Below are 21,581 nucleotides of genomic sequence, written 5' to 3' on the forward strand. Positions count from 1 at the left end.
CAGTCCCACCGGACCGGCGTCTGGCGCGAAAGCACCCGCGACTGGCCAGCGGGGTGACGATCTTTGCACTACATTGACCAATACGTGCCCCCGCTGACGCATCGCGCGGTATCCGGCTCGGGAAGCCCAATGAGCGCTGTGATCGCATGCCAACTGCATCCACACCGCAGCAGGACAACTCTGGAAACGACCGATGGAACCTCCAAACGGGTACGCGCCGCGGATTTACTTTTTTCACTCTCTTCTCGTCGGGCCCCTCGATGCCTGGCCCGCGCAGTTCGCTCACGCGGCCGGGCTCGGCTTCGATCACGCGTTGATCGCCGGGCTGTTCGAGCCGGGCCAGGCGGGCCACGCTCAGGTGGTTGGCAATCACGCGCGGCTGCATCCGGTGTTCGAGGCACAGCATTCGGTGCCCGACGCCGTGCGCATGCTCGCCGATGCCGCGCGCCGCAATAATCTGACGCTGCTGATCGATCTGGTGATCGACCGCGTGGCCGCCGACGGCGTGCTGTACAGCGAACATTCGGACTGGTTTCACGCGCGCGAGTCCGAGCTCGCGCGGCTCGATCCGCGCCACGTGCATCGCGAAGACAACGTCGCCTACGCGAATTTCGACGACCCCGCGACGAGTGCCTCGCTGTGCGTCTGGTGGGCCCAGCAACTGCTCGCGCTCGCCGAGGCGGGGGTGGGCGGCTTCCGTTTCGATTCGCCGCATCGCGTGCCGGCTGCCGTATGGCGTCAGCTCGGCGATGAAGTGCGTGCGAAGCATCCGCACGTGCGCTTTCTCGCGGCCACGCCGGGCCTCGCGCGCGGCGACCTGCCCGGTCTCGAGGCAGCCGGCTTCGACAGCGCGTTTTCGTCGGTGCGCTGGTGGGACTTCCGTTCGAGCTGGATGGCCGAGGAGCATGCGGCGCTCGCGCGCGTCGGCGCGCCGATCGCCTTTCCCGAGGCGCCGTACGGCACGCGCCTCGCCGCCGAGTTGAGCGACGTGCACGATGCGGCGATCGTCGAGCGGGCGTATCGACGCGCGCTGTTCACGTCGGTTGCAGTGGGCAGCGGCTGGATGATGCCGATGGGCTTCGAATACGGCATCGCCGAACCGATGTCGCAAACGCGCGGCGACGCCGCGCAGTTCGCGCGCGCCGTGCAGTCACGCCGCTTCGATCTGAGCGCCGCCGTCACCCAGGCGAACGACTTCGCGCGCAATACGCCGACGCTGCACGCCAACGGTGAATTGCGCCAATTGAGCGGACCCGGGGCATCGGCCGCGGTTCTGCTGCGCGCCGACGCGGCCGATCTGCGCGACGCCAGCGAAGCACTCCTGATCGCCGTGAATCCCGAACTCGGCGCGCCAGTGCGGGTCGATCCCGCGCGCTTCCTCGCGGGCGTGCCGGGCAGCTTTACGCGCTTCGTGCCGCTCGATGCACGCGGCCGAAACGAACCCGCGGCCCTCGCGCCGTTCGCGCTTGCGCCCGGCGCGGTGCGGCTGCTGCGCGCGTTCGCGGAACAGCCGATCTACCTCGCGCCGCCCATCGACAAGTCGAACAGCAAGCGCAGCGGCCACAAGACCGTGCTCGACGCGATCGAGGCGCCGCGCGTCGCGATCGAGAGCGTGTCGCCGTCGGTTGAAAACGGCCGCTTCGCGGCCAAGCGCAGCGTCGGCGAGCGCGCGGAGATTCGCGCGGCGATCTTCGCCGAAGGTCACGACAAGATCGCGGCCGCCGTGCTGTGGCGCGCGGCCGACGAAACCGCGTGGCACGAAGAACTGATGTCGCCCGCACCGCCGGCCGGTCTCGACTTGTGGAGCGCGCGCATTCCGCTCGAACGGATCGGCCGCTACGAATTCACCGTGATCGCTTGGCGCGACGACTTCGCGTCGCTCGTCGAGCACATCCAGAAGAAGCTGAAGGCGAACCAGACCGTCGAGATCGAACTCGACGAAGCCGCGCATCTGTTCGCGCTCGTGCTCGCCGAAGTCGAGACGGCCGAAGGCGCCGACAAGGAATCGCTCGAACACATCGTGCGCGACTTCCAGAAGGCCGACGCCGAACAGAAGCTCGCGCTGATTCTCGCGCCCGCCACCGCGGCAGCGATGACCGCCGCGCGCCACCGGCCGTTTCTGAGCCGCGATCAGGTGACCTACAAGATCGACGCGGAACGCACCGCCGCCTATTTCGCGAGCTGGTACGAAATCTTCCCGCGCTCGATGAGCGACGACGAATCGCGCCACGGCACGTTCGCGGATGTCACCGCGAAACTGCCGCGCATCCGCGACATGGGCTTCGACGTGCTGTACTTCCCGCCGATTCATCCGATCGGCCTCGCGAACCGCAAGGGCCGCAACAACACGCTGACCGCGCAGCCGGGCGATGTGGGCAGTCCGTATGCGATCGGCGCGGCCGAAGGCGGCCACACCGCCGTGCATCCGCAGCTCGGCACGCTCGACGATTTCAAGGCGATGCTCGCCGCCGCGCATGCGCACGGCCTCGAAATCGCGCTCGACTTCGCGATCCAGTGCTCGCCCGATCACCCGTGGCTGAAGGAGCATCCGACGTGGTTCGCGTGGCGCCCCGACGGCACGCTGCGCTACGCCGAGAATCCGCCGAAGAAGTATCAGGACATCGTCAACCCGGACTTCTACGCGCGCGATGCGAAGCCCGACCTGTGGCTCGCGTTGCGCGACGTGATCCTGTTCTGGGTCGACGCGGGTGTGCGCATTTTCCGCGTCGACAATCCGCACACCAAACCGCTGCCGTTCTGGGAATGGATGATTGCCGACGTGCGTGCGCGCCACCCTGATGTCATTTTCCTCGCGGAAGCGTTCACGCGGCCGCGCATGATGAACCGGCTCGGCAAGATCGGCTTCTCGCAGTCGTACACGTACTTCACGTGGCGCGAGTCGAAGCGCGACTTCACCGAGTACATGGTTGAGCTCACGCAGACCGGCGCGCGCGATTTCTACCGGCCGAACTTCTTCGTCAATACACCGGACATCAACCCGCGCCATCTGCAATCGCAGGGACGCACGGGCTTTCTGGTCCGCGCGGCGCTGGCCGCGACACTCGCCGGTCTGTGGGGCGTGTATAGCGGCTTCGAACTGTGTGAGGCCACCGCGCTGCCGAACAGCGAAGAGTACCTGGACTCTGAAAAGTATCAGTTGCGCGCGTGGGACTGGCACCGGCCCGGCAATATCGTCGGCGAGATCACCGCACTGAATCGCATCCGGCGCGCGAATCCGGCGCTGCAAACGCATCTCGGTCTCACGTTCCTCACCGCGCACAACGATCACATCCTGTTCTTCGAGAAAGCGACCGAGTCGCGGGACAACGTGATCGTCGTCGCGATCAATCTCGATCCGTTCAACGAACAGGGCGCGGACATCGAGTTGTCGTGGGACACGTTCCAGCGCTGGCACCTGGACGACCACGCCGCGCTCGAAGTGATCGACCAGATGACCGGCGCACGCTTCGAATGGCACGGACGCTGGCAGCACGTGCGGCTCGGCTCGGGCCAACCGTTCTCGATCTGGCGCATCGCGCCGCTAGGCGGCCTGCCCGCCGATCGCCCGGAGGACAGCGACCACGAACACGACAGCGCTCTTCCCGCAGACGCTGTCACCCCAACCTGGATGGAAGGTGGAACATGAAGCGCGACGATCCAGCCCAATCCACGCACGAGGCGCAAACGGCCGCGGCCGTCGGCACCGCGGCGAAGGTACGCACGCGCCGGCGCGGCAAGCCCGCGGCGCTCAGCGACGATCCGCTGTGGTACAAGGACGCGATCATCTACCAGGTGCACATCAAGTCGTTTTTCGATGCGAACAACGACGGCGTCGGCGATTTCCCCGGCCTGATCGCCAAGCTCGACTACATCGCCGAGCTCGGCGTCAACGCGATCTGGCTGCTGCCGTTCTATCCGTCGCCACGCCGTGACGACGGCTACGATATCGCCGACTACCGCAACGTGCATCCCGACTACGGTCAGCTCGCGGACGTGCGGCGCTTCATCCAGGAAGCGCACGCGCGCGGCATCCGCGTGATCACCGAGCTCGTCATCAACCACACGTCGGATCAGCACCCGTGGTTCCAGCGCGCACGGCGCGCGAAGGCCGGCTCGAACTATCGCAACTACTACGTGTGGTCCGATACCGATCAGAAGTACGCGGAGACGCGCATCATCTTCATCGACTCGGAACCGTCGAACTGGACGCACGATCCGGTTGCGGGCGCGTACTACTGGCACCGCTTCTACTCGCACCAGCCCGATCTGAACTTCGACAATCCGGCGGTGATGAGAGAGGTGCTGCAGGTGATGCGCTTCTGGCTCGACATGGGAATCGATGGGCTAAGGCTCGATGCGGTGCCGTACCTGGTCGAGCGTGAAGGCACCAACAACGAGAACCTGCCGGAAACGCACGAGATCCTGAAGCGGATTCGCGCGACCATCGACGCCGAGTATCCGAACCGGATGCTGCTCGCCGAGGCGAACCAGTGGCCCGAGGACGTCAAGGAGTACTTCGGCAACGAAGACGAATGCCATATGGCGTTCCACTTCCCGCTGATGCCGCGCATCTATATGTCGATCGCGAGCGAGGACCGCTTCCCGATCACCGACATCATGAAGCAGACGCCGGACCTCCCCGATTCGAACCAGTGGGCGATCTTCCTGCGCAATCACGACGAGCTGACGCTCGAAATGGTCACCGATTCCGAGCGCGACTATCTGTGGAACACCTATGCGAGCGATCGCCGCGCACGTTTGAATCTCGGCATTCGCCGCCGTCTCGCGCCGCTGATGGAGCGCGACCGCCGCCGCATCGAGCTGATCAACTCGCTGCTGCTGTCGATGCCCGGTACCCCCGTCATCTACTACGGCGACGAACTCGGCATGGGCGACAACATCCACCTCGGCGACCGCGACGGCGTGCGCACGCCGATGCAGTGGTCGTCGGATCGCAACGGCGGTTTCTCGCGCGCCGACCCCGAGCAACTGGTGCTGCCGCCGGTGATGGGTACGCTGTACGGCTTCGACGCGGTCAACGTCGAAGCGCAGAGCCGCGACCCGCATTCGCTGTTGAACTGGACGCGCCGCATGCTGGCGACGCGGCGCGCGAAGCAGACCTTCGGACGCGGCACGATCCGCTTTCTGAAACCGGAAAACCGCAAGATCCTCGCGTATCTGCGCGAGATGCCCGGCGAGGCGCCGATCCTATGCGTCGCGAATCTGTCGCGGGCGCCGCAGGCGGTCGAGCTGGACCTGTCCGAATTCAACGGCTTCGTGCCGATCGAGATGACCGCCGATTCGGTGTTCCCCGCGATCGGCCAGCTGACTTATCTGCTGACGTTCCCGCCGTACGGCTTCCTGTGGTTCATGCTGTGCGAAGGCGGTGGGCGTCCGACGTGGGCGCAGGCGCATTCCGAGCCGCTGCCCGAGTTCGTGACGATCGTGATCCGCGAGGGGCAGACCGGACCGACGCCCGAAAACGTGCGGCTCCTCGAATCCGAAGTGCTGCCGTCGTGGCTGAGCCGGCGCCGCTGGTTCGCGTCGAAGGATCAGAAGATGCATGCGGTGCGGCTCGCCGCGCTGACCACGATTCCGAACGGCGGCTTCGCGTTCACTGAAATCGAAGCGGACGTCGGCGATCACACCGAGCGCTACGTGGTGCCGATCGCGATCACGTGGGGCGGCGAAACCACCACGCCGCTGTTCCTGCAACTCGCGTTGGCGCGCGTGCGGCGCGGCCGCAACGTCGGCCATCTGACCGACGCGTTCTCGCTGCCGATCTTCGCGCACAACGTGCTGCGCAAGATGCGCGAACACGCGGTCGTGCCGACCGTGCAGAAGAGCGAAATCAAGTTCCTGCCGACCGAGCGCTTCGCCGAACTCGACAATCTCGGCGAGCGGCCCGAGATACGCTGGCTTGCGGCCGAGCAGAGCAACAGCTCGCTCATCATCGCCGATGCCGCGGTGCTGAAGCTGGTGCGGCGGCTCGTCAGCGGCATCCATCCGGAAGCGGAAATCAGCCGGTATCTGACGCAGCTCGGCTATGCGAACACCGCGCCGCTGTATGGCGAAGTGGTGCGCGTCGATCCCGAGGGCGTGCCGCATACGCTCGCGATCCTGCAGGGCTTTATCGACAATCAGGGCGATGCGTGGAACTGGTCGCTCGATTATCTGCGCCGCTCGGTCGACGAACTCGCGATCGCGGTCGACACCGAAACGCAGACCGCCCCCGACCGCACGAACGAGTCGATCTTGCTGGACGGCTACGGCGAACTCGCGGGCATCATCGGCCGACGACTCGGCGAGCTGCACGTCGCGCTCGCCACGCCGAGCGACGACCCCGCGTTCGCGCCGGAACATGCCAACGCCGAGCACGTGAAAGCGTGGGTCGACGCGACGCAGACGATGCTCGCGAGCGCGCTCGATCTGCTCGCGCCGCGCATCGCGGAGATGAGCGACGCGGACACGAAGGGGCTCGCGCAAAGTCTGATCGATCGGCGCGCCGCGCTGGTCAAGGCGGTCGACAATCTCGTGCCGGGCGACGCGGGCGCGTTGCGCATCCGCATCCACGGCGACTTCCATCTCGGTCAGGTATTGGTCGCGCACGGCGACGCATATCTGATCGACTTCGAGGGCGAGCCCGCGCGTTCGCTCGAGGAGCGTCGCCAGAAATCGAGCCCGTTGCGTGACGTAGCCGGTCTGATGCGCTCGCTGTCGTATGCGAGCGCGGCCGCGCAATCGACCACCGAAAGCGCGCCGCAACAGACCGCCGATCGCAAGCGTGCTCTGTTCGAGCGCTTCCGCTCCCACGCGACCACGGCGTTCCTCGCTGAATACCGCGCGGCCGCCGCTCAGTCGTCGGAACCGCTCGTCGCGCCCGAATCCGAAGAGGCGCTGCTCGATCTGTTCCTGATCGAGAAGGCCGCTTACGAGATTCGCTACGAGGCGGCCAACCGGCCGACGTGGCTCGGCTTACCGGTGCGCGGCCTCGCGGCGCTCACGAGCCGTCTGCTCGGCGACACCGGCGCACCGCCGCATTACGATCCATCAACCCGGGTGTCCGGCTCCGCCACGCCGCCCAACCCGGCCGAGGGCGATTATGAGTGAGCATGATCCGGCCGCAGGCCTTCAACCCGTCGATATCGACGCGCTCGTCGAAGCGCGCCACCCCGATCCGTTTTCGCAGCTGGGGCTGCATCAGACGGACGCGGGTCCGATCGTGCGCGCGCTGCTGCCGAATGCCGCGCACGTCACCGTGATTTCGCGCGCCGATGGCGCGACGCTCGGCGAGCTCGAGCAATTGCGGCCTGGCCTGTTCGCGGGCCGCATCACGTCGGCGATGCCGTATCGGTTGCGCATCGACTGGCATGGCGTCGTGCAGGAAGTGGAGGATACCTATTCGTTCGGTCCGGTGCTCGGCGACGAGCCGCTCCAACGTCTCGCACACGGCGATCCGTACGCGGTGCTCGAATGTCTGGGCGCGCGGCCAGTCGACATCGACGGCGTGCCGGGCGTGCGTTTTGCGGTGTGGGCGCCGAATGCGCGGCGCGTGTCGGTGGTCGGCGACTTCAACGCGTGGGACGGCCGCCGTCATCCGATGCGGCTGCGTCACGAGGCGGGTGTGTGGGAGCTGTTCGTGCCGCGCGTCGGCGCCGGCACGCGCTACAAGTACGAGCTGCTGTCGCGCGACGGCCATCCGCTGCCTTTGAAGGCCGATCCGTGCGCGATGCAGACGGAAAAGCCGCCGGGCACCGCGTCGATCGTCGCGCACGTCGACGAGATCGAGCAGTTCCCGTGGACCGATCACGAGTGGATCCAGTCGCGCGCCGGCAAGCAGACCGCGCGCACGCCGATCGCGATCTATGAAGTGCACGCGGAGTCGTGGCTGCGCATCGCCGAAGAAGGCCAGCGCGGTCTCGTCTGGGAAGAGCTCGCCGAGCGGCTGATTCCGTACGCGAAGAGCATGGGCTTCACGCACATCGAATTTCTGCCGATCGCCGAGCATCCGTTCGGCGGCTCGTGGGGCTACCAGCCGCTCGGGCAGTTCGCGCCGTCCGCGCGCTTCGGCAAGCCCGAGCAGTTCGCGCGTTTCGTCGATCGCGCGCACGAAGCGGGGCTCGGCGTGATTCTCGACTGGGTGCCCGCGCATTTCCCAAACGACGCGCATGGCCTGATCGATTTCGACGGCACGCCGCTCTACGAACATGCCGATCCGCGCGAGGGCTATCACCAGGACTGGAACACGATGATCTACAACCTCGGCCGCAACGAGGTCAGCGCGTTCCTGATCGCGTCGGGGCTCGCGTGGCTGCAGCGCTATCACGTCGACGGCCTGCGCGTGGATGCGGTCGCGTCGATGCTGTATCGCGACTACTCGCGCGCGGCCGGCGAGTGGGTGCCGAACATTTATGGCGGCCGCGAGAATCTCGAATCGATCGCGTTCCTGAAGCGCTTGAATCATGAAGTCCGCTATGTGCCGGGCGCACCCGGCGCGATCACGGTCGCCGAGGAATCGACCGCATGGCCGGGCGTCACTGCGCGCGTCGCGGATGGCGGTCTCGGCTTCGACTTCAAGTGGAACATGGGCTGGATGCACGACACGCTGCACTACATGCACGAAGACCCGGTGTATCGCCAGTATCACCACCACAACATGACGTTCGGCATGGTGTACGCGTATTCCGAGCGCTTCGTGCTGCCGCTGTCGCATGACGAGGTGGTGCACGGCAAGGGCTCGCTGCTCGGCAAGATGCCCGGCGACCGCTGGCAGCGTTTCGCGAATTTGCGCGCGTACTTCGGTTTCATGTGGACGCACCCGGGCAAGAAGCTAATGTTCATGGGCGGCGAATTCGGCCAGTTGGCGGAGTTCGACCATGACGGCTCGCCGCATTGGCATCTTCTCGACGATCCGGCCCACCACGGCGTGCAGTTGCTGGTGCGCGACCTCAACCATCTGTATCGCAACGAGCCGGCGCTGCATCTACTCGACAGCGAACCGGGCGGCTTCGAATGGTTGATCGGCGACGACAGCGCCAACAGCGTGTTCGCCTATCGGCGCACCGACGGCGCGGGCCAGGAGTTCGTCGTGGTGTGCAACATGACGCCGGTGCCGCGACTCGGCTATCGGCTCGGCATGCCGCGCGGCGGGCGCTGGGTGGAAGTGCTCAATACCGATGCGGCCGTGTACGGCGGCTCGAACACGGGCAACGGCGGGCTGATCCATTCCGACCAGCTATCGAGCCACGGCAGGCCGCATTCCGCCGCGCTGACTTTGCCGCCACTCGCAACGATCGTATTGCGCGCGGACTAAGGAAACGTGCTGCAGCACAGGCGCGCGGCGCGAAGGCAAGCGCCGCGCCCCCGTTGCATGAAGACTCGGACAGACCCGGGCTCTAGCTCGACAATCAGAACAGGAAAGGGAAAACATGTCGCATGCGTTGCCCGACCGGTTGCTGCCCGGCTCACCGTATCCGCTCGGCGCGAGCTGGGACGGGTTGGGTGTCAACTTCGCGGTGTTCTCGGCCAATGCGCAAAAAATCGAGCTGTGCCTGTTCGATTCCACCGGACGCAAGGAGATCCGCCGCTTCGCCATGCCCGAATGCACCGACGAGATCTGGCACGGCTATCTGCCGAACGCGCATCCTGGCACCGCGTACGGCTTTCGCGCGCACGGGCCGTATCAGCCGCATTTCGGGCATCGCTTCAATCCGCACAAGCTGCTGCTCGACCCGTATGCGCGCAAGCTCGTCGGGCAGTTTCGCTGGTCCGACGCGCTGTTCGGCTATCGCGTGCATTCGAATCGCGCGGACCTTTCGATCGACCGGCGCGATTCCGCGCCCGCGATGCCCAAGTGCGTCGTCGTCGACGAGGCGTTCGACTCATCGCACGACCGGCGTCCCGACGTGCCGTGGGGCGAAACCGTGATCTACGAAACGCACTTGCGCGGCGCGTCGATGCTGCGCTCCGACCTGCGACAGCATGAGCGCGGCACGTTCGCGGCGCTCGCCGCGCCCGAGTTCATCGAGCATCTGCTGAAGCTTGGCGTGACCGCGGTCGAGCTCCTGCCCGTGCACGCGTTTCTGAATGACCGCTTCCTCGTGGAGCGCGGCCTGCGCAACTACTGGGGCTACAACACGGCCGCGTTCTTCGCTCCGGAGCCGACCTACCTGAGCACGCACCGGCTCGACGAAATGCGCATCGCCGTGCGGCAACTTCACGCGGCCGGCATCGAGGTGATTCTCGACGTGGTCTACAACCACACCTGCGAAAGCAACGAGATGGGCCCGACCGTCTCATGGCGCGGCCTCGACAACGCCAGCTACTACCGGCTGATCCCCGGCGACGAGCGTCACCATATCAACGACACCGGCTGCGGCAATACGGTCAATCTGCCGCATCCGCGCGTGATGCAGATGGTGATGGATTCGCTGCGCTACTGGTCGACCGCGTTCAACATCGACGGCTTCCGTTTCGATCTCGGCGTGACGCTCGGGCGCGAAAGCCACGGCTTCGACCCGGGTTCGGGCCTGTTCGACGCGTTGCGCCAGGACCCGGTGCTGTCGCAACGCAAGCTGATTTCCGAGCCCTGGGATCTCGGTCCTGGCGGCTATCAGCTAGGCAATCATCCGCCGGGTTTCAGCGAATGGAACGACCGTTTCCGTGACACGGTGCGACGGTTCTGGCGCGGCGACGCCGGCCTGCGGCCCGACCTCGCCGCGCGCCTGACCGGTTCGGCCGATCTGTTCAACCGGCGGCATCGCAAGCCGTGGGCGTCGCTCAACTTCGTCACGTCGCATGACGGCTTCACGTTGGCCGATGTCACCGCGTATGAGCAGAAGCACAACGAAGCCAACCAGGAAGACAACAACGACGGCCACAACGAGAATTGCAGCCGCAACTGGGGTGTCGAAGGCGCGACCGACGACCCCGCGATTCTCGCCACGCGCCGCCGCGTGTCGCGCTCGCTGATCGCGACACTGATGATCGCGCTCGGCACGCCGATGCTGCTCGCCGGCGACGAAGCGCTGCGCACCCAGCGCGGCAACAACAATGCTTACTGTCAGGATAACGACCTATCCTGGATCGACTGGGACCTTGCGGATTCGGCGGAAGGCCGGCGCATGACCGAGTTCGTCGCGCGCGTGATCGGCTTGCGCAAGCGCCACCCGCTGTTGCGTGAAACGCGCTTTCTGTTCGGCGACCGTGAGGTGCTGCCCGGCCTGTTCGACGTCGGCTGGTTCGATGAACACGGCGATCCGCTGACGATCGAAGCGTGGCAGGACCCGGAGGGCCGCGCGTTCACATTGCGTCGCGCGGGACCGGGCCTGAATGGCGAAACCGAAGTATTGTTATTGATGCTCAACGCTCACGACGAACCGCTGCAGTTCTCGCCTCCCGCGCCGCACCTGGAATGGCATGTGCTGCTGGACACCGCCGATCCGGACCGTGCGCCGCAGCGGCTAGCGACGGCAGAACTCGAGGTCGGCGCACACGGCCTCGTGATACTCGCCGCGCAGCCGACCGGCGAAGCGGATTGGCAAGCCGGCTGGGTGGCTGGCGCGCAGCACGGGCCGCGGTTGTTGACCGCGCTGCCGCCCGACCCCGGCGCGCAGACACCAAACGACGATGGCTCGCAATGAACGATGCACTGCGGCCACATAGTTTGAGCGTGGACAAATCGCAACGCATCCGGGGTGGCAAGAATGTTGCGACGCAATGCTTGCGTCGCGTCACATTGCTATCTAGGCGCGTTTGCAGAGTCGAATGGTGAAGACATGTCCGATAGTCCGATTGATCCTCACACGCATCATCACGCGCACTGCCTGCCGTTCAGCGCGCAGTTGATCGGCGCGAGCGGCACGCGACCGCGCACGCGGTTCCGTTTTTGGGCACCGTCGTGCAATAGCGTGCAGGTGGTCATCGAAAGCGGCCACGCGCAAGGCACGCACGACATGGCACCGACCGGCAACGGCTGGTTCGAGGCCACCGTGGAGAGCGGCGCGGGCACGCTGTATCGGTTCCAGCTCGACGGCAAGCAGACAGTGCCCGACCCGGCCTCGCGATTCCAGCCGCGGGACGTGCATGGCCCGAGCGAGGTCATCGATCCGCGCGCGTACCACTGGGAACACACCGAATGGCACGGCCGGCCCTGGGAAGAAACGGTACTGTACGAATTGCACGTCGGTGCAATGGGCGGCTATGCGGGCGTGCAAAAACGCCTGCCCGAGTTCGCCGCGCTCGGCGTCACCGCAATCGAACTGATGCCGTTGAACGACTTTCCCGGCGGTCACAACTGGGGTTACGACGGCGTGCTGCCGTACGCGCCCGACTCCGCCTACGGCCGTCCCGAAGAACTGAAGGCACTGATCGACGCCGCGCATGGTGTCGGCCTGATGGTGTTTCTCGATGTCGTCTACAACCACTTCGGACCGGACGGCAACTATCTGCATACGTACGCAGAGCCGTTTTTCCGCGCGGGAGTGAACACGCCATGGGGCCCCGCGATCGACTTCGAGCGCAGCGAAGTCAGCGACTTCTTCACCGACAACGCGGTCTACTGGATCAACGAGTACCGCTTCGACGGACTGCGCTTCGACGCGGTGCATGCGATCGACAATCCCGCGTGGCTGCGCGAGCTGTCGGACCATATCCGCGCGCGCGTGCAGCATGGCCGCCACGTGCATCTGGTGCTCGAAAACGAGCACAACAACGCGAGCCTGCTCGACGCGCATTTCGACGCGCAATGGAACGACGACGCGCACAACACGCTGCACGTGCTGCTGACCGGCGAAACCGAAGGCTATTATCACGCGTATGCGAGCGAACCGATTCGCCGGCTCGCGCGCGTGCTGTCCGAAGGCTTCGCGTATCAGGGCGAGCCGTCGCCGCTGCACGATGGTGCGCCGCGTGGCGAAGCGAGCGCGCATCTGCCGCCCACGTCGTTCGTGATGTTTTTGCAGAACCACGATCAGATCGGCAACCGTGCGTTCGGCGAACGTCTGCGCAAGCTGACCTCGGACGACGCGCTGCGCGCCGCGACCGCGTTGCTGTTGCTGTCGCCGCAAATTCCGCTGCTGTTCATGGACGAAGAATACGGCTCGACGCAACCGTTCCTGTTTTTCACCGATTACACCGGCGCTCTCGCCGATGCCGTGCGCGAAGGGCGACGCCGTGAATTCGCGCGTTTCGCCGCGTTCAGCGACGAGAAAAGCCGCGCGCAGATTCCCGATCCGAACGATGCCCAGACCTTCGCCGCGTCGTCGCCACCCGCGCCCGATGCGAAGCCGACACCGGATCGGCTCGACTGGATGCACTACTACAAGTCCGCGCTCGCGGTGCGCGCGAAGCTGATCACGCCGCGCCTGAAACATACGAAGGCGTGCGGCGCGACCGTGCTGCGCGACGCAGGTGGCGGCGACGCGAACGCGCTGGTCGCGCGTTGGAAACTCGGTGATGGCGAGACGCTGTCGATCGCGCTGAATCTGTCGCAACAGAACGTCGCATTCGACGACATCCCCGCCGGCAAGATCGTTTTCGAGACGCCGCCACGCGCGCGCGAGCAGGCCGACGCGCGGGTATTGCCCGCTGATGCGTGCATCGCATGGCTGACCGGCGACATCAACGAATTCGCGAGCCGCCACGATGCGCGCATCGCGTCGCACGAGGAGCAGCGCGCGTGACGATCCGACGCCCCAACGACCGGCTCGCCGCGCTCGCCACCCGCGCAGGCTTCGAGGTGCAGTGGCAGGACGCGCACCACAACACGCAGCACGTGCCTGAAAAAACACTCGGCACGCTGCTCGAACGCATGGGTCTGCCGTGCCGCAACGCCACCGATATCCGCCACAGCGCCGCTGCTCTGGAGGCCGAACTATCGGGCCGCAGGCTGCCGCCGCTGATGACCGCGGTGATCGGGCGTGGCATCGCGCTGCCGGCGGCCGCGGTCAAGTCGGGCAGCCATTACCGGATCGAGCTGGAGAGCGGCGCGATCATCGACGGCCGCTTCACCGCGCCGAAAGGCGAGGAAGCGCTGCTCGCGCCGATCGACGAAGCCGGCTATCACACGCTCGTGATCAACGATCAGCGCATGACGCTCGCGGTCGCGCCGCCGCGCTGCTACACCGTCGCCGACGCGTGGCGCACGCTGCACGGCGGCGATGGCGACGGCGACGTCTCGCCGCCCATGCCGCCACTATGGGGCATCGCTGCGCAGCTGTATGGCTTGCGTCGCGTCGGCGATGGCGGCATCGGCGATTACACTGCGCTCGCGCAGCTTGCACGGCACGGCGCGCAGCGCGGCGCGCACGCGCTCGCCGTCAGTCCGACCCACGCAATGTTCAGCGCACAGCCCGAGCGCTTCAGCCCGTACGCACCGTCGTCGCGTTTGTGGCTCAACGTCACACATATCGATCCGGCGGCGGTGTTCGGCGCCAACGCGTGCGCATCGGCATCGGCGCGGACCGGCAACGCATCGTCGAAATACGAAGAGCTTCCGCTGATCGACTGGCCGCACGCGACAGCGTTGAAACTCTCGGTATTGCGCGCGCTATACGAGCAGTTCAACGCGAACGAGCGCCCGCAGCACTCGCCGCGCGCACTCGAGTTTCACGGCTTCTGCGAACGCGCGGGGCGCGCGCTCGAAGATCACGCGCGCTTCGAAGCGCTGCAAGCCGCGCAACTCGCGCAAGGCGGCGACGGCCATTGGCGCAACTGGCCCGACGCGTTGCGCGACCCGCGCAGCCCCGAAGTCGACGCGTTCGCCGCCGCGCATCGCGACGAGGTCGATTTTCATCTGTTCCTGCAGTGGCTGGCCTCGCGCGGCTTGTTGCACGCGCAGCACACCGCGCGCGAAGCCGGCATGGCGGTCGGCCTGATCGCCGATCTCGCGGTGGGTTGCGACAGCGCCGGCAGTCATGCATGGTCCTACCCCGACGACATGCTGCAGGGCGTGTCGGTCGGCGCGCCGCCCGATCTGTTCAACCAGGCCGGCCAGTCGTGGGGACTCACGACCTTTTCGCCGCGCGCGATGCGCACGCAAGGCTTCGCCGCGTTCATCGACATGCTGCGCGCGGCGTTCGCGCATGCGGGCGGCATCCGCATCGATCACATTCTCGGCTTGCGGCGTCTGTGGCTCGTGCCCGAAGGCGAAAGCGCGCGCAACGGCGCGTATCTGCGCTATCCGCTCGAAGACCTGCTGCGGCTGATCGCGCTCGAATCGTGGCGGCATCGCGCGATCGTGATCGGCGAGGATCTCGGCACCGTGCCGTCCGGTTTTCGCGAGCGGCTCGACGAGCACGGCATCGAAGGGATTCGCGTGCTGTGGTTCGAAGGCGCGCCCGACGGCCACGGCTTCAAGGCGCCGGCCGATTGGGACCGCTATGCGGTCGCCACGACGACCACGCACGATCTGCCGACCGTCGCCGGCTGGTGGCGCGGCAGCGACATCATGTGGCGCAATCGCATCGGCCAGACGATGGCGCGCGCCGACGGCCGCGACCCCGAAGAAGCGGCGCTCGAAGAACGCGCTCAGCAGCGCGCCGATTTATGGCGCGCGTTTCAGCGAGCGGGCGTGGCCGCGCCCGACGTCGCGCCGCCGGACGCCGACAACCCGCCGGTCGACGAAGCGCTCGCATTCGTCGCCGCGACGCCCGGGCCGCTCGTCACGTTCCCGCTCGAAGACCTGCTCGCGCTCGCCGAGCAGCCGAACCTGCCGGGCTCGATCGACGAACATCCGAACTGGCGCCGCCGCATGGCGCTGCCCATCGACGCGATGTTCGACGACCCCGTCTTCACCGACCGACTGCTGGCCGTCGACGGCGCTCGCCGCGCCGCCGCGCCTTCACCGAACACTTCCGCGGAGCCCGACACGCCATGACCGTCCCACGCTCCACACTGCGCCTCCAGTTCCATCGGGGCTTCACGTTCGACGACGCCGCGCGCCACGTCGAATACTTCGCCGCGCTCGGCATCAGCCATCTGTACGCGTCGCCGATCACGACGGCCGAGCCCGGCTCGATGCACGGCTACGACACCGTCGACTACACCCAGGTCAGCGCCGAATATGGCGGCGAGGCGGGCTTGAGGCGCCTCGTCGACAAGCTGCGCGCGCACGACATGGGGCTCATCGCCGACATCGTGCCGAATCATATGGGCGTCGGCGGTTCGAGCAACGCGTGGTGGCTCGACATCCTCGAATGGGGACGCCACAGCGCGTTTGCGCGTCATTTCGACGTCGACTGGCATTCGCCCGATCCCGCGCTGCGCGGCAAGGTGCTGCTGCCGACGCTCGGCGCGTCGTACGGCGATGAACTGGTGGCGGGCCGCATCGCGCTGCATTTCGCCGCCGACAGCGGTCGCTTTTATATCGGCTACGGTCCGCACGTGTTCCCGGTCTGCCCGGTCGATTACGCGGCGATCCTGCAAGGCGCCGACCGCGCCGATCTGAGCGCGCTCGCCAATCGCTTTCACGGACTCACGACGCAGCCCGCCGATCAGCCGCGCGCCGCCGAAGCGCGCGACGCGCTGCGCGAGTTCGTCGCGCGCGAAGGTGCGTCGGCGATCGAGTTCGTGCTGGAGACTTACGCGCCGCAAGATCCGGTCACGCGCGACCGGCTGCATCGGCTGATCGAGCGGCAGCATTTCCGGCTCGCGTGGTGGCGCACCGCCTCCGACGAAGTGAACTGGCGGCGCTTCTTCGACATATCGACGCTCGCCGCCGTGCGCGTCGAGCGGCCCGAGGTGTTCGAGGCGGTGCATGCGCTGATCTTTCGCCTCTACCGCGAAGGGCTCATCGACGGCTTGCGGATCGATCATATCGACGGGCTCGCCGAGCCGCGCGAATACTGCCAGCGTTTGCGCCAGCGGCTCAGCGAGTTGCGCGACACCGCGCCGTACGTGGTGGTCGAAAAGATTCTCGGCCGCGGCGAGCCGTTGCGCGACGACTGGCCCGTCGACGGTACGACCGGCTACGACTTCATGAGCGACGTCGGCGCGCTGCTGCACGATCCGGCCGGCGCCGAGCCGCTCGCCAACACGTGGGCCGAACTGACCGGCCGCAGCGCGCGCTTCGCCGATGAAGCGCACGCGGCACGGCGCAAGATTCTCGCGGAAAACTTCTCGGCGGAACTGGACCGCGCGGCGCGCGCGCTGCATCGGATCGCACGCGATTCGCTGAGCACGCGCGACTTCACGTACCCGGCGCTGCGCCGCGTGCTGACCGAACTGGTCGTGCATTTCCCCGTGTACCGCATGTATCCGCTGGGCGGACTGCGCAGCGCCGCCGACAACGTCTATTTCGAGCAGGCGCTCGCGGGCGCGCGCGCTTCGCTGCCGCGCTCGGACGACGCGGCGCTCGAGCGCGTAAATGCATGGCTCGGCGGCAGCGCAGAAGAGGCGCCGCCCGCGCGGCCCGGCGCGCAGTCGCAGCAGCAGGCGCAGGGCGGTGGAGCGCCGCCGCATGCGGGATCGTCGCGGCGCAGCGCGCAAACGCTGTTTTCGCAGCTGACCGCGCCGCTCGCCGCGAAGGCGATCGAAGACACCGCCTGCTATCGCTATGGTCGCCTGCTGTCGCGCAACGAAGTGGGCTCGGACCCGGGCGAGTTCGCGCTGTCGGTCGAGCAGTTTCATGCGGGCAATCTCGAGCGCGCGCAACGTTTTCCGCATGCGATGCTGGCGACCGCCACGCACGATCACAAGCGCGGTGAAGACGTGCGCGCGCGGCTCGCGGTGTTGAGTGAGATCGCCGACGAATGGGGCGCGACGCTGCGTTCCTGGTCGACGTTGAACGCGCCGCAGCGTCGCGCGCTCGACGGCACGCCGATCAGCAGCGTGAGCCAGGACAAGAGCGACGCATGGGCTCCCGGACCCGCCGCCGAGGATATGCTGTACCAGACGCTGGTGGGTTGTTGGCCGCCCGATCTGCGTGCCGACGACGAAGCCGGCGTCAAGGAGCTGGCCGAACGCGTCGCGCAATGGCAGTTGAAGGAGCTGCGCGAGGCGAAGCTGCAAACCAGCTGGCTCGCCCCCGATGAAGCCTACGAAGCCGGCTGCCGCGAGTTCCTGTTCGGCATCCTCGCGCCGCAGCGGCGCGACGCCTTTCTAAAGGAGCTGTCGACGTTCGTCGAGCGGATTGGCCGCGCGGGCGCGCTCAACAGTCTGCAGCAGACGGTGCTGCGTCTTGCGTCACCCGGAATCCCCGATCTTTACCAAGGCACCGAGCTGTGGGACTTCAGCCTCGTCGATCCGGACAATCGGCGGCCCGCCGATTTCGCGAAACGCGAGGCGTGGCTGCCCCAAGCGCAAACGCCGCCGTCGGAATTCCTCGCGGACTGGCGCGACGGACGCGTGAAGCTCGCGGTGATCCAACGCGTGTTGGCGCTGCGCACGCATCTGCCGGAGTTGCTGAGTCAGGGCACGTATCTGCCGCTCACGGTGCGCGGCGCGCATGCGTCGAATGTGATCGCGTTTGCGCGGCGCCACGGCAATGCGTGGGCCGTAGTGATCGCCAGCCGGTTGGCGGCGGGCTTGCTTGGCGACGATGCCGATCTGCCGCTCGTCGAGCCGGCGCAATGGGCGGATACGGCCGTCGAAATGCCGCCCGATCTGTCGGCGCGCGCGCTGTTCGACTGGCTGAGCCCCGCCGCGCCGAAAGTCGACGATCACGGGCTGTTGCATCTGCGCGACGCGCTCGCCGCGATGCCGGTCGCGGTGCTGGTGGAGGATGGGGTGCCTCGAAGCTGAGGCGGATGAACAGGGTTGAGGCTTCGGGTCGGCTCGGGCCTCAACCGCCCTCGTCGTCGAACACCTTCGGATACACGCGCACCAGCACGATGCGCGGTCCCTTCATCTTCTTGACCACCACGTCGAAGTCTTCGAATTCGACGCGCTGCCCTTCGCCGGGCAGATCGTTGAGTGCCTGGATCACGAGGCCGCCCACGGACTCGGCCTTGCCCTCATCGATGTCGATACCCAGCGCCCGTTCGAGCGACACCACCGGCAAGCTGCCCTTGCCCATCAGCGTGCCGTCGTCCATGCGGGTCCAGTCGGCGTCGCCCTGGCGGAACTCGTCGTGGATCTGTCCGACCAGCGCGCCGAGCAGGTTGTCGAGCGTCAGGAAGCCGATCGGTTTTTCGTTCTTGTGGCCGACCAGCGCGAAGTGCGGCGCGCCTTTGCGAAAGCGCCGGAACAGTTCGAGCGCCGGCATGTCCGGTTTCACGTACTGCACGGGGCGCACGTAGCGCGACAGGTCTTCGAGCGTGCTGCCCGCCTGACGCGCGAGCAGCAGGTCCTTCAGATGGATCATGCCGGCCACGCGTTGGCCCGCGGCATCCTCGAACAGCGGATAGCGGCTGAAGCGGTGCCGCGCGACCACCTGCATGTTCTCGCGCAGCGGCAGATCGCGCCGCAGGCAGACCATTTCATGCGACGGCCGCATCAGGTCCGATACCGTCATACGCGAGAAGTCGAGCGAATGCGCGATCGTGTTCCATTCGTCCTGGCTGTACGCGCCGCTCGACGAACCGAGTTCGCTCGCGACGTTCGCGCGGCGGCCGCGCAGGATCAGCTTGAGTTCCTCGGTCGAGTAATGCGAGTCGTGGCCGTGGTCGGTATCGAGGCCCGCGGCCTTCAGCACCGTGTTCGCGCTCGTGTTGAGCAACCAGATGGCGGGGTACATCGCCCAGTAGAAACCGTACAGCGGTGTTGCGGCCCACAACGAAATTTTCTCCGCCTCGCGGATCGCCAGAGACTTCGGCGCGAGCTCGCCGACCACGATATGCAGGAACGAAATGCACGAAAACGCGAAGAACAGCGAAATGCCGTGGGTCAGCCTCTCGGACTCGACGCCAATCAACGAGAAGAGGGGCATCAGCAGTTGCGCGAAAGCCGGCTCGCCGATCCAGCCGAGCCCGAGCGACGCGAGCGTGATGCCAAGCTGACACGCCGACAGATATGCGTCGAGCTGTCCGTGCACCTTCGCGAGCAGACGGCCGCGCATGCCATGCTGGGTGGCGAGGCTTTGCACGCGGGTCTGCCGGAGTTTGACCAGACCGAATTCGGCAGCGACGAAAAAGCCATTGAGTGCAACCAGAAACATTGCACCGACGAGGGCGACAACCTGTATCAAAGCGACGGGCTCCGGCAACAAAAGTTGTCAGTATAGGGTTGAAAGCTCTATGAAATATTTATTGTGCGCGAACGCATTCGCGCGCGACGCTCATTTCGGCACCGTCGCGCTGAACGGCACGCGCAGCATGAGCGTGGCGGGCGTCGCGGTGACGCTGCCCGCTTCCGTCGAATCGCTTTGCTCGAAGCTGCCGCCATGCGCCTCCGCGACGCGCTTGCACAACGCGAACACCCACGCGATGCGCTTCGCCTCGCGCGGCTCGCCCGCCTGCTTGCGCGCGAACGCTTCGAGCACATGCGGCAGCGCGGCGTCGTTCAACGCGGCCTCGTTCGGCTCGTACGCGACGCTCGCATGCCATGTGCCGTTGTCCGCCCGCGCGGCCAGTGCGACTTCGGCGCCCCGCGCGCTCGCTTCGACGGCGAACGTCAGCATCAGCCACAGCGCGGCGGCGAGACGACTGCGGTCGCCGTTCAGTTGCTCGGTGGCGATCTGCGAGTCGAGCCGCACTTCGACGCCGCGCGCGCGGGCGAGGCCGGCGCGGACTTCCTCGACGGTTTCGGCGAGCAGCGGATGCAGCGGAAAAGGTTCATACGTGAGCACGAGCGATTTCGTTTCGGAGCGCGTCGTATCGACGATCGTCTCGAGCAGCTTCACCTGCTGATCGACGCCGCTGCGAATGCCGGTGATCGCGCGCTGCGAGTTGGGATCGTTCGCGTCGAGCTTGCGCTCGAGCACGTAAGCCCAGCTATGAATCGCATTCAACGGACCGCGCAGGTCGTGCGACACCAGCGACAGCACATGATCGCGCATGAACAACGCGGTTTCTGCGCGCAGCAGCGCGCCGCGTTCGGAGATGACGAAGCCGGCCGACGCCGGCTGGGCGCCAGCAGTCCCGGTGGGTGACGTAGTCACGATCGAGTCCTCTCAGGCAGTGCTGGATGATGGGGGAAGCCTCATTATAGGCATCCGGTTCCGACCGACCAGTCCAGGCCGAACCGCGAGGCGCGCCGCAATCCGCATGCCATGCGCGAAACCGGACAAGATTCGGCGATCGGCGTCAACGCGCCTACAATGTCGCTTTTACGTTTTTTGATCTGAGGAGCAACGCATGTCGACTGTGACGACCGAATCCGGCCTGAAGTACGAAGACCTCGTGGAAGGCACCGGCGCCGAAGCCGTCGCCGGCAAGACCGTGACCGTGCACTACACGGGCTGGCTGACCGACGGCCAGAAGTTCGATTCGAGCAAGGACCGCAATGACCCGTTCGCGTTCGTGCTGGGCGGCGGCATGGTCATCAAGGGCTGGGACGAAGGCGTGCAAGGCATGAAGATCGGCGGCAAGCGCAAGCTGACCATTCCGCCGCAACTCGGCTACGGCGTGCGCGGCGCGGGCGGCGTGATTCCGCCGAACGCGACGCTCGTGTTCGAAGTCGAACTGCTCGCAGTCTGAGCTGCA

General features: G+C 66.5%; 10 protein-coding genes. 8 read left to right on the forward strand and 2 right to left on the reverse strand.

Translation table 11 applies throughout. The annotated features are described in order from the left end of the window. Window positions 1-193: 193 nt before the first annotated feature. From AB4Y34_RS05495 to treY, 7 genes are all read left to right on the forward strand, one after another. A complete protein-coding gene (locus AB4Y34_RS05495) occupies window positions 194-3,646 on the forward strand; it encodes a maltotransferase domain-containing protein (RefSeq protein WP_368715471.1) in 3,453 nt (1,150 codons plus the stop codon). Continuing rightward, entirely contained in the window at window positions 3,643-7,110 is a 3,468-nt protein-coding gene (gene treS, locus AB4Y34_RS05500; RefSeq protein WP_368715472.1) for a maltose alpha-D-glucosyltransferase, read from the forward strand. The genes AB4Y34_RS05495 and treS overlap by 4 nt, the downstream gene beginning before the upstream one ends. Next, the gene (glgB, locus tag AB4Y34_RS05505) at window positions 7,103-9,313 is read left to right on the forward strand and encodes a 1,4-alpha-glucan branching protein GlgB (RefSeq protein WP_368715473.1); all 2,211 of its coding nucleotides are present in this window, start codon (window positions 7,103-7,105) and stop codon (window positions 9,311-9,313) included. Before treS ends, glgB begins: the two co-directional genes overlap by 8 nt. Window positions 9,314-9,428: 115 nt before the next feature. Then, window positions 9,429-11,642: a glycogen debranching protein GlgX gene (gene glgX, locus AB4Y34_RS05510; RefSeq protein ID WP_368715474.1), complete on the forward strand. Its 2,214-nt coding sequence runs from the start codon at window positions 9,429-9,431 to the stop codon at window positions 11,640-11,642. A gap of 135 nt (window positions 11,643-11,777) precedes the next feature. Further along, entirely contained in the window at window positions 11,778-13,682 is a 1,905-nt protein-coding gene (gene treZ / locus AB4Y34_RS05515; protein WP_176107187.1) for a malto-oligosyltrehalose trehalohydrolase, read from the forward strand. Further along, window positions 13,679-15,877 (forward strand): 4-alpha-glucanotransferase, encoded by a 2,199-nt coding sequence (malQ, locus tag AB4Y34_RS05520; protein WP_368715475.1) that lies wholly within the window; start codon window positions 13,679-13,681, stop codon window positions 15,875-15,877. The genes treZ and malQ overlap by 4 nt, the downstream gene beginning before the upstream one ends. Continuing rightward, window positions 15,874-18,741, forward strand: a complete 2,868-nt coding sequence (treY, locus tag AB4Y34_RS05525; RefSeq protein ID WP_368715476.1) for a malto-oligosyltrehalose synthase — start codon at window positions 15,874-15,876, stop codon at window positions 18,739-18,741. The genes malQ and treY overlap by 4 nt, the downstream gene beginning before the upstream one ends. A gap of 40 nt (window positions 18,742-18,781) precedes the next feature. Here treY and AB4Y34_RS05530 read toward each other — a convergent pair whose 3' ends face one another. Continuing rightward, window positions 18,782-20,125, reverse strand: a complete 1,344-nt coding sequence (locus AB4Y34_RS05530) for a hemolysin family protein (protein ID WP_176378879.1) — start codon at window positions 20,123-20,125, stop codon at window positions 18,782-18,784. Window positions 20,126-20,215: 90 nt separating this feature from the next. Next, on the reverse strand, window positions 20,216-21,037 hold the full coding sequence (locus tag AB4Y34_RS05535) for a sensor histidine kinase (RefSeq protein ID WP_368715477.1): 822 nt from the start codon (window positions 21,035-21,037) through the stop codon (window positions 20,216-20,218). 196 nt (window positions 21,038-21,233) lie between these two features. Between AB4Y34_RS05535 and AB4Y34_RS05540 the strand changes: the two genes are divergently transcribed. Continuing rightward, entirely contained in the window at window positions 21,234-21,575 is a 342-nt protein-coding gene (locus AB4Y34_RS05540; RefSeq protein WP_176378877.1) for an FKBP-type peptidyl-prolyl cis-trans isomerase, read from the forward strand. The last annotated feature ends 6 nt before the right edge of the window (window positions 21,576-21,581 follow it).

Origin of the sequence: Paraburkholderia sp. BR10954 (assembly GCF_040965775.1) — a bacterium.
GTDB lineage: Bacteria > Pseudomonadota > Gammaproteobacteria > Burkholderiales > Burkholderiaceae > Paraburkholderia > Paraburkholderia youngii.

Bases quoted from the DNA above. Each gene is read 5' to 3' on its own strand.
- AB4Y34_RS05495 (WP_368715471.1), top strand. From the start codon at position 194: ATGGAACCTCCAAACGGGTACGCGCCGCGGATTTACTTTTTTCACTCT.
- treS (WP_368715472.1), top strand. From the start codon at position 3,643: ATGAAGCGCGACGATCCAGCCCAATCCACGCACGAGGCGCAAACGGCC.
- glgB (WP_368715473.1), top strand. From the start codon at position 7,103: ATGAGTGAGCATGATCCGGCCGCAGGCCTTCAACCCGTCGATATCGAC.
- glgX (WP_368715474.1), top strand. From the start codon at position 9,429: ATGTCGCATGCGTTGCCCGACCGGTTGCTGCCCGGCTCACCGTATCCG.
- treZ (WP_176107187.1), top strand. From the start codon at position 11,778: ATGTCCGATAGTCCGATTGATCCTCACACGCATCATCACGCGCACTGC.
- treY (WP_368715476.1), top strand. From the start codon at position 15,874: ATGACCGTCCCACGCTCCACACTGCGCCTCCAGTTCCATCGGGGCTTC.
- AB4Y34_RS05540 (WP_176378877.1), top strand. From the start codon at position 21,234: ATGTCGACTGTGACGACCGAATCCGGCCTGAAGTACGAAGACCTCGTG.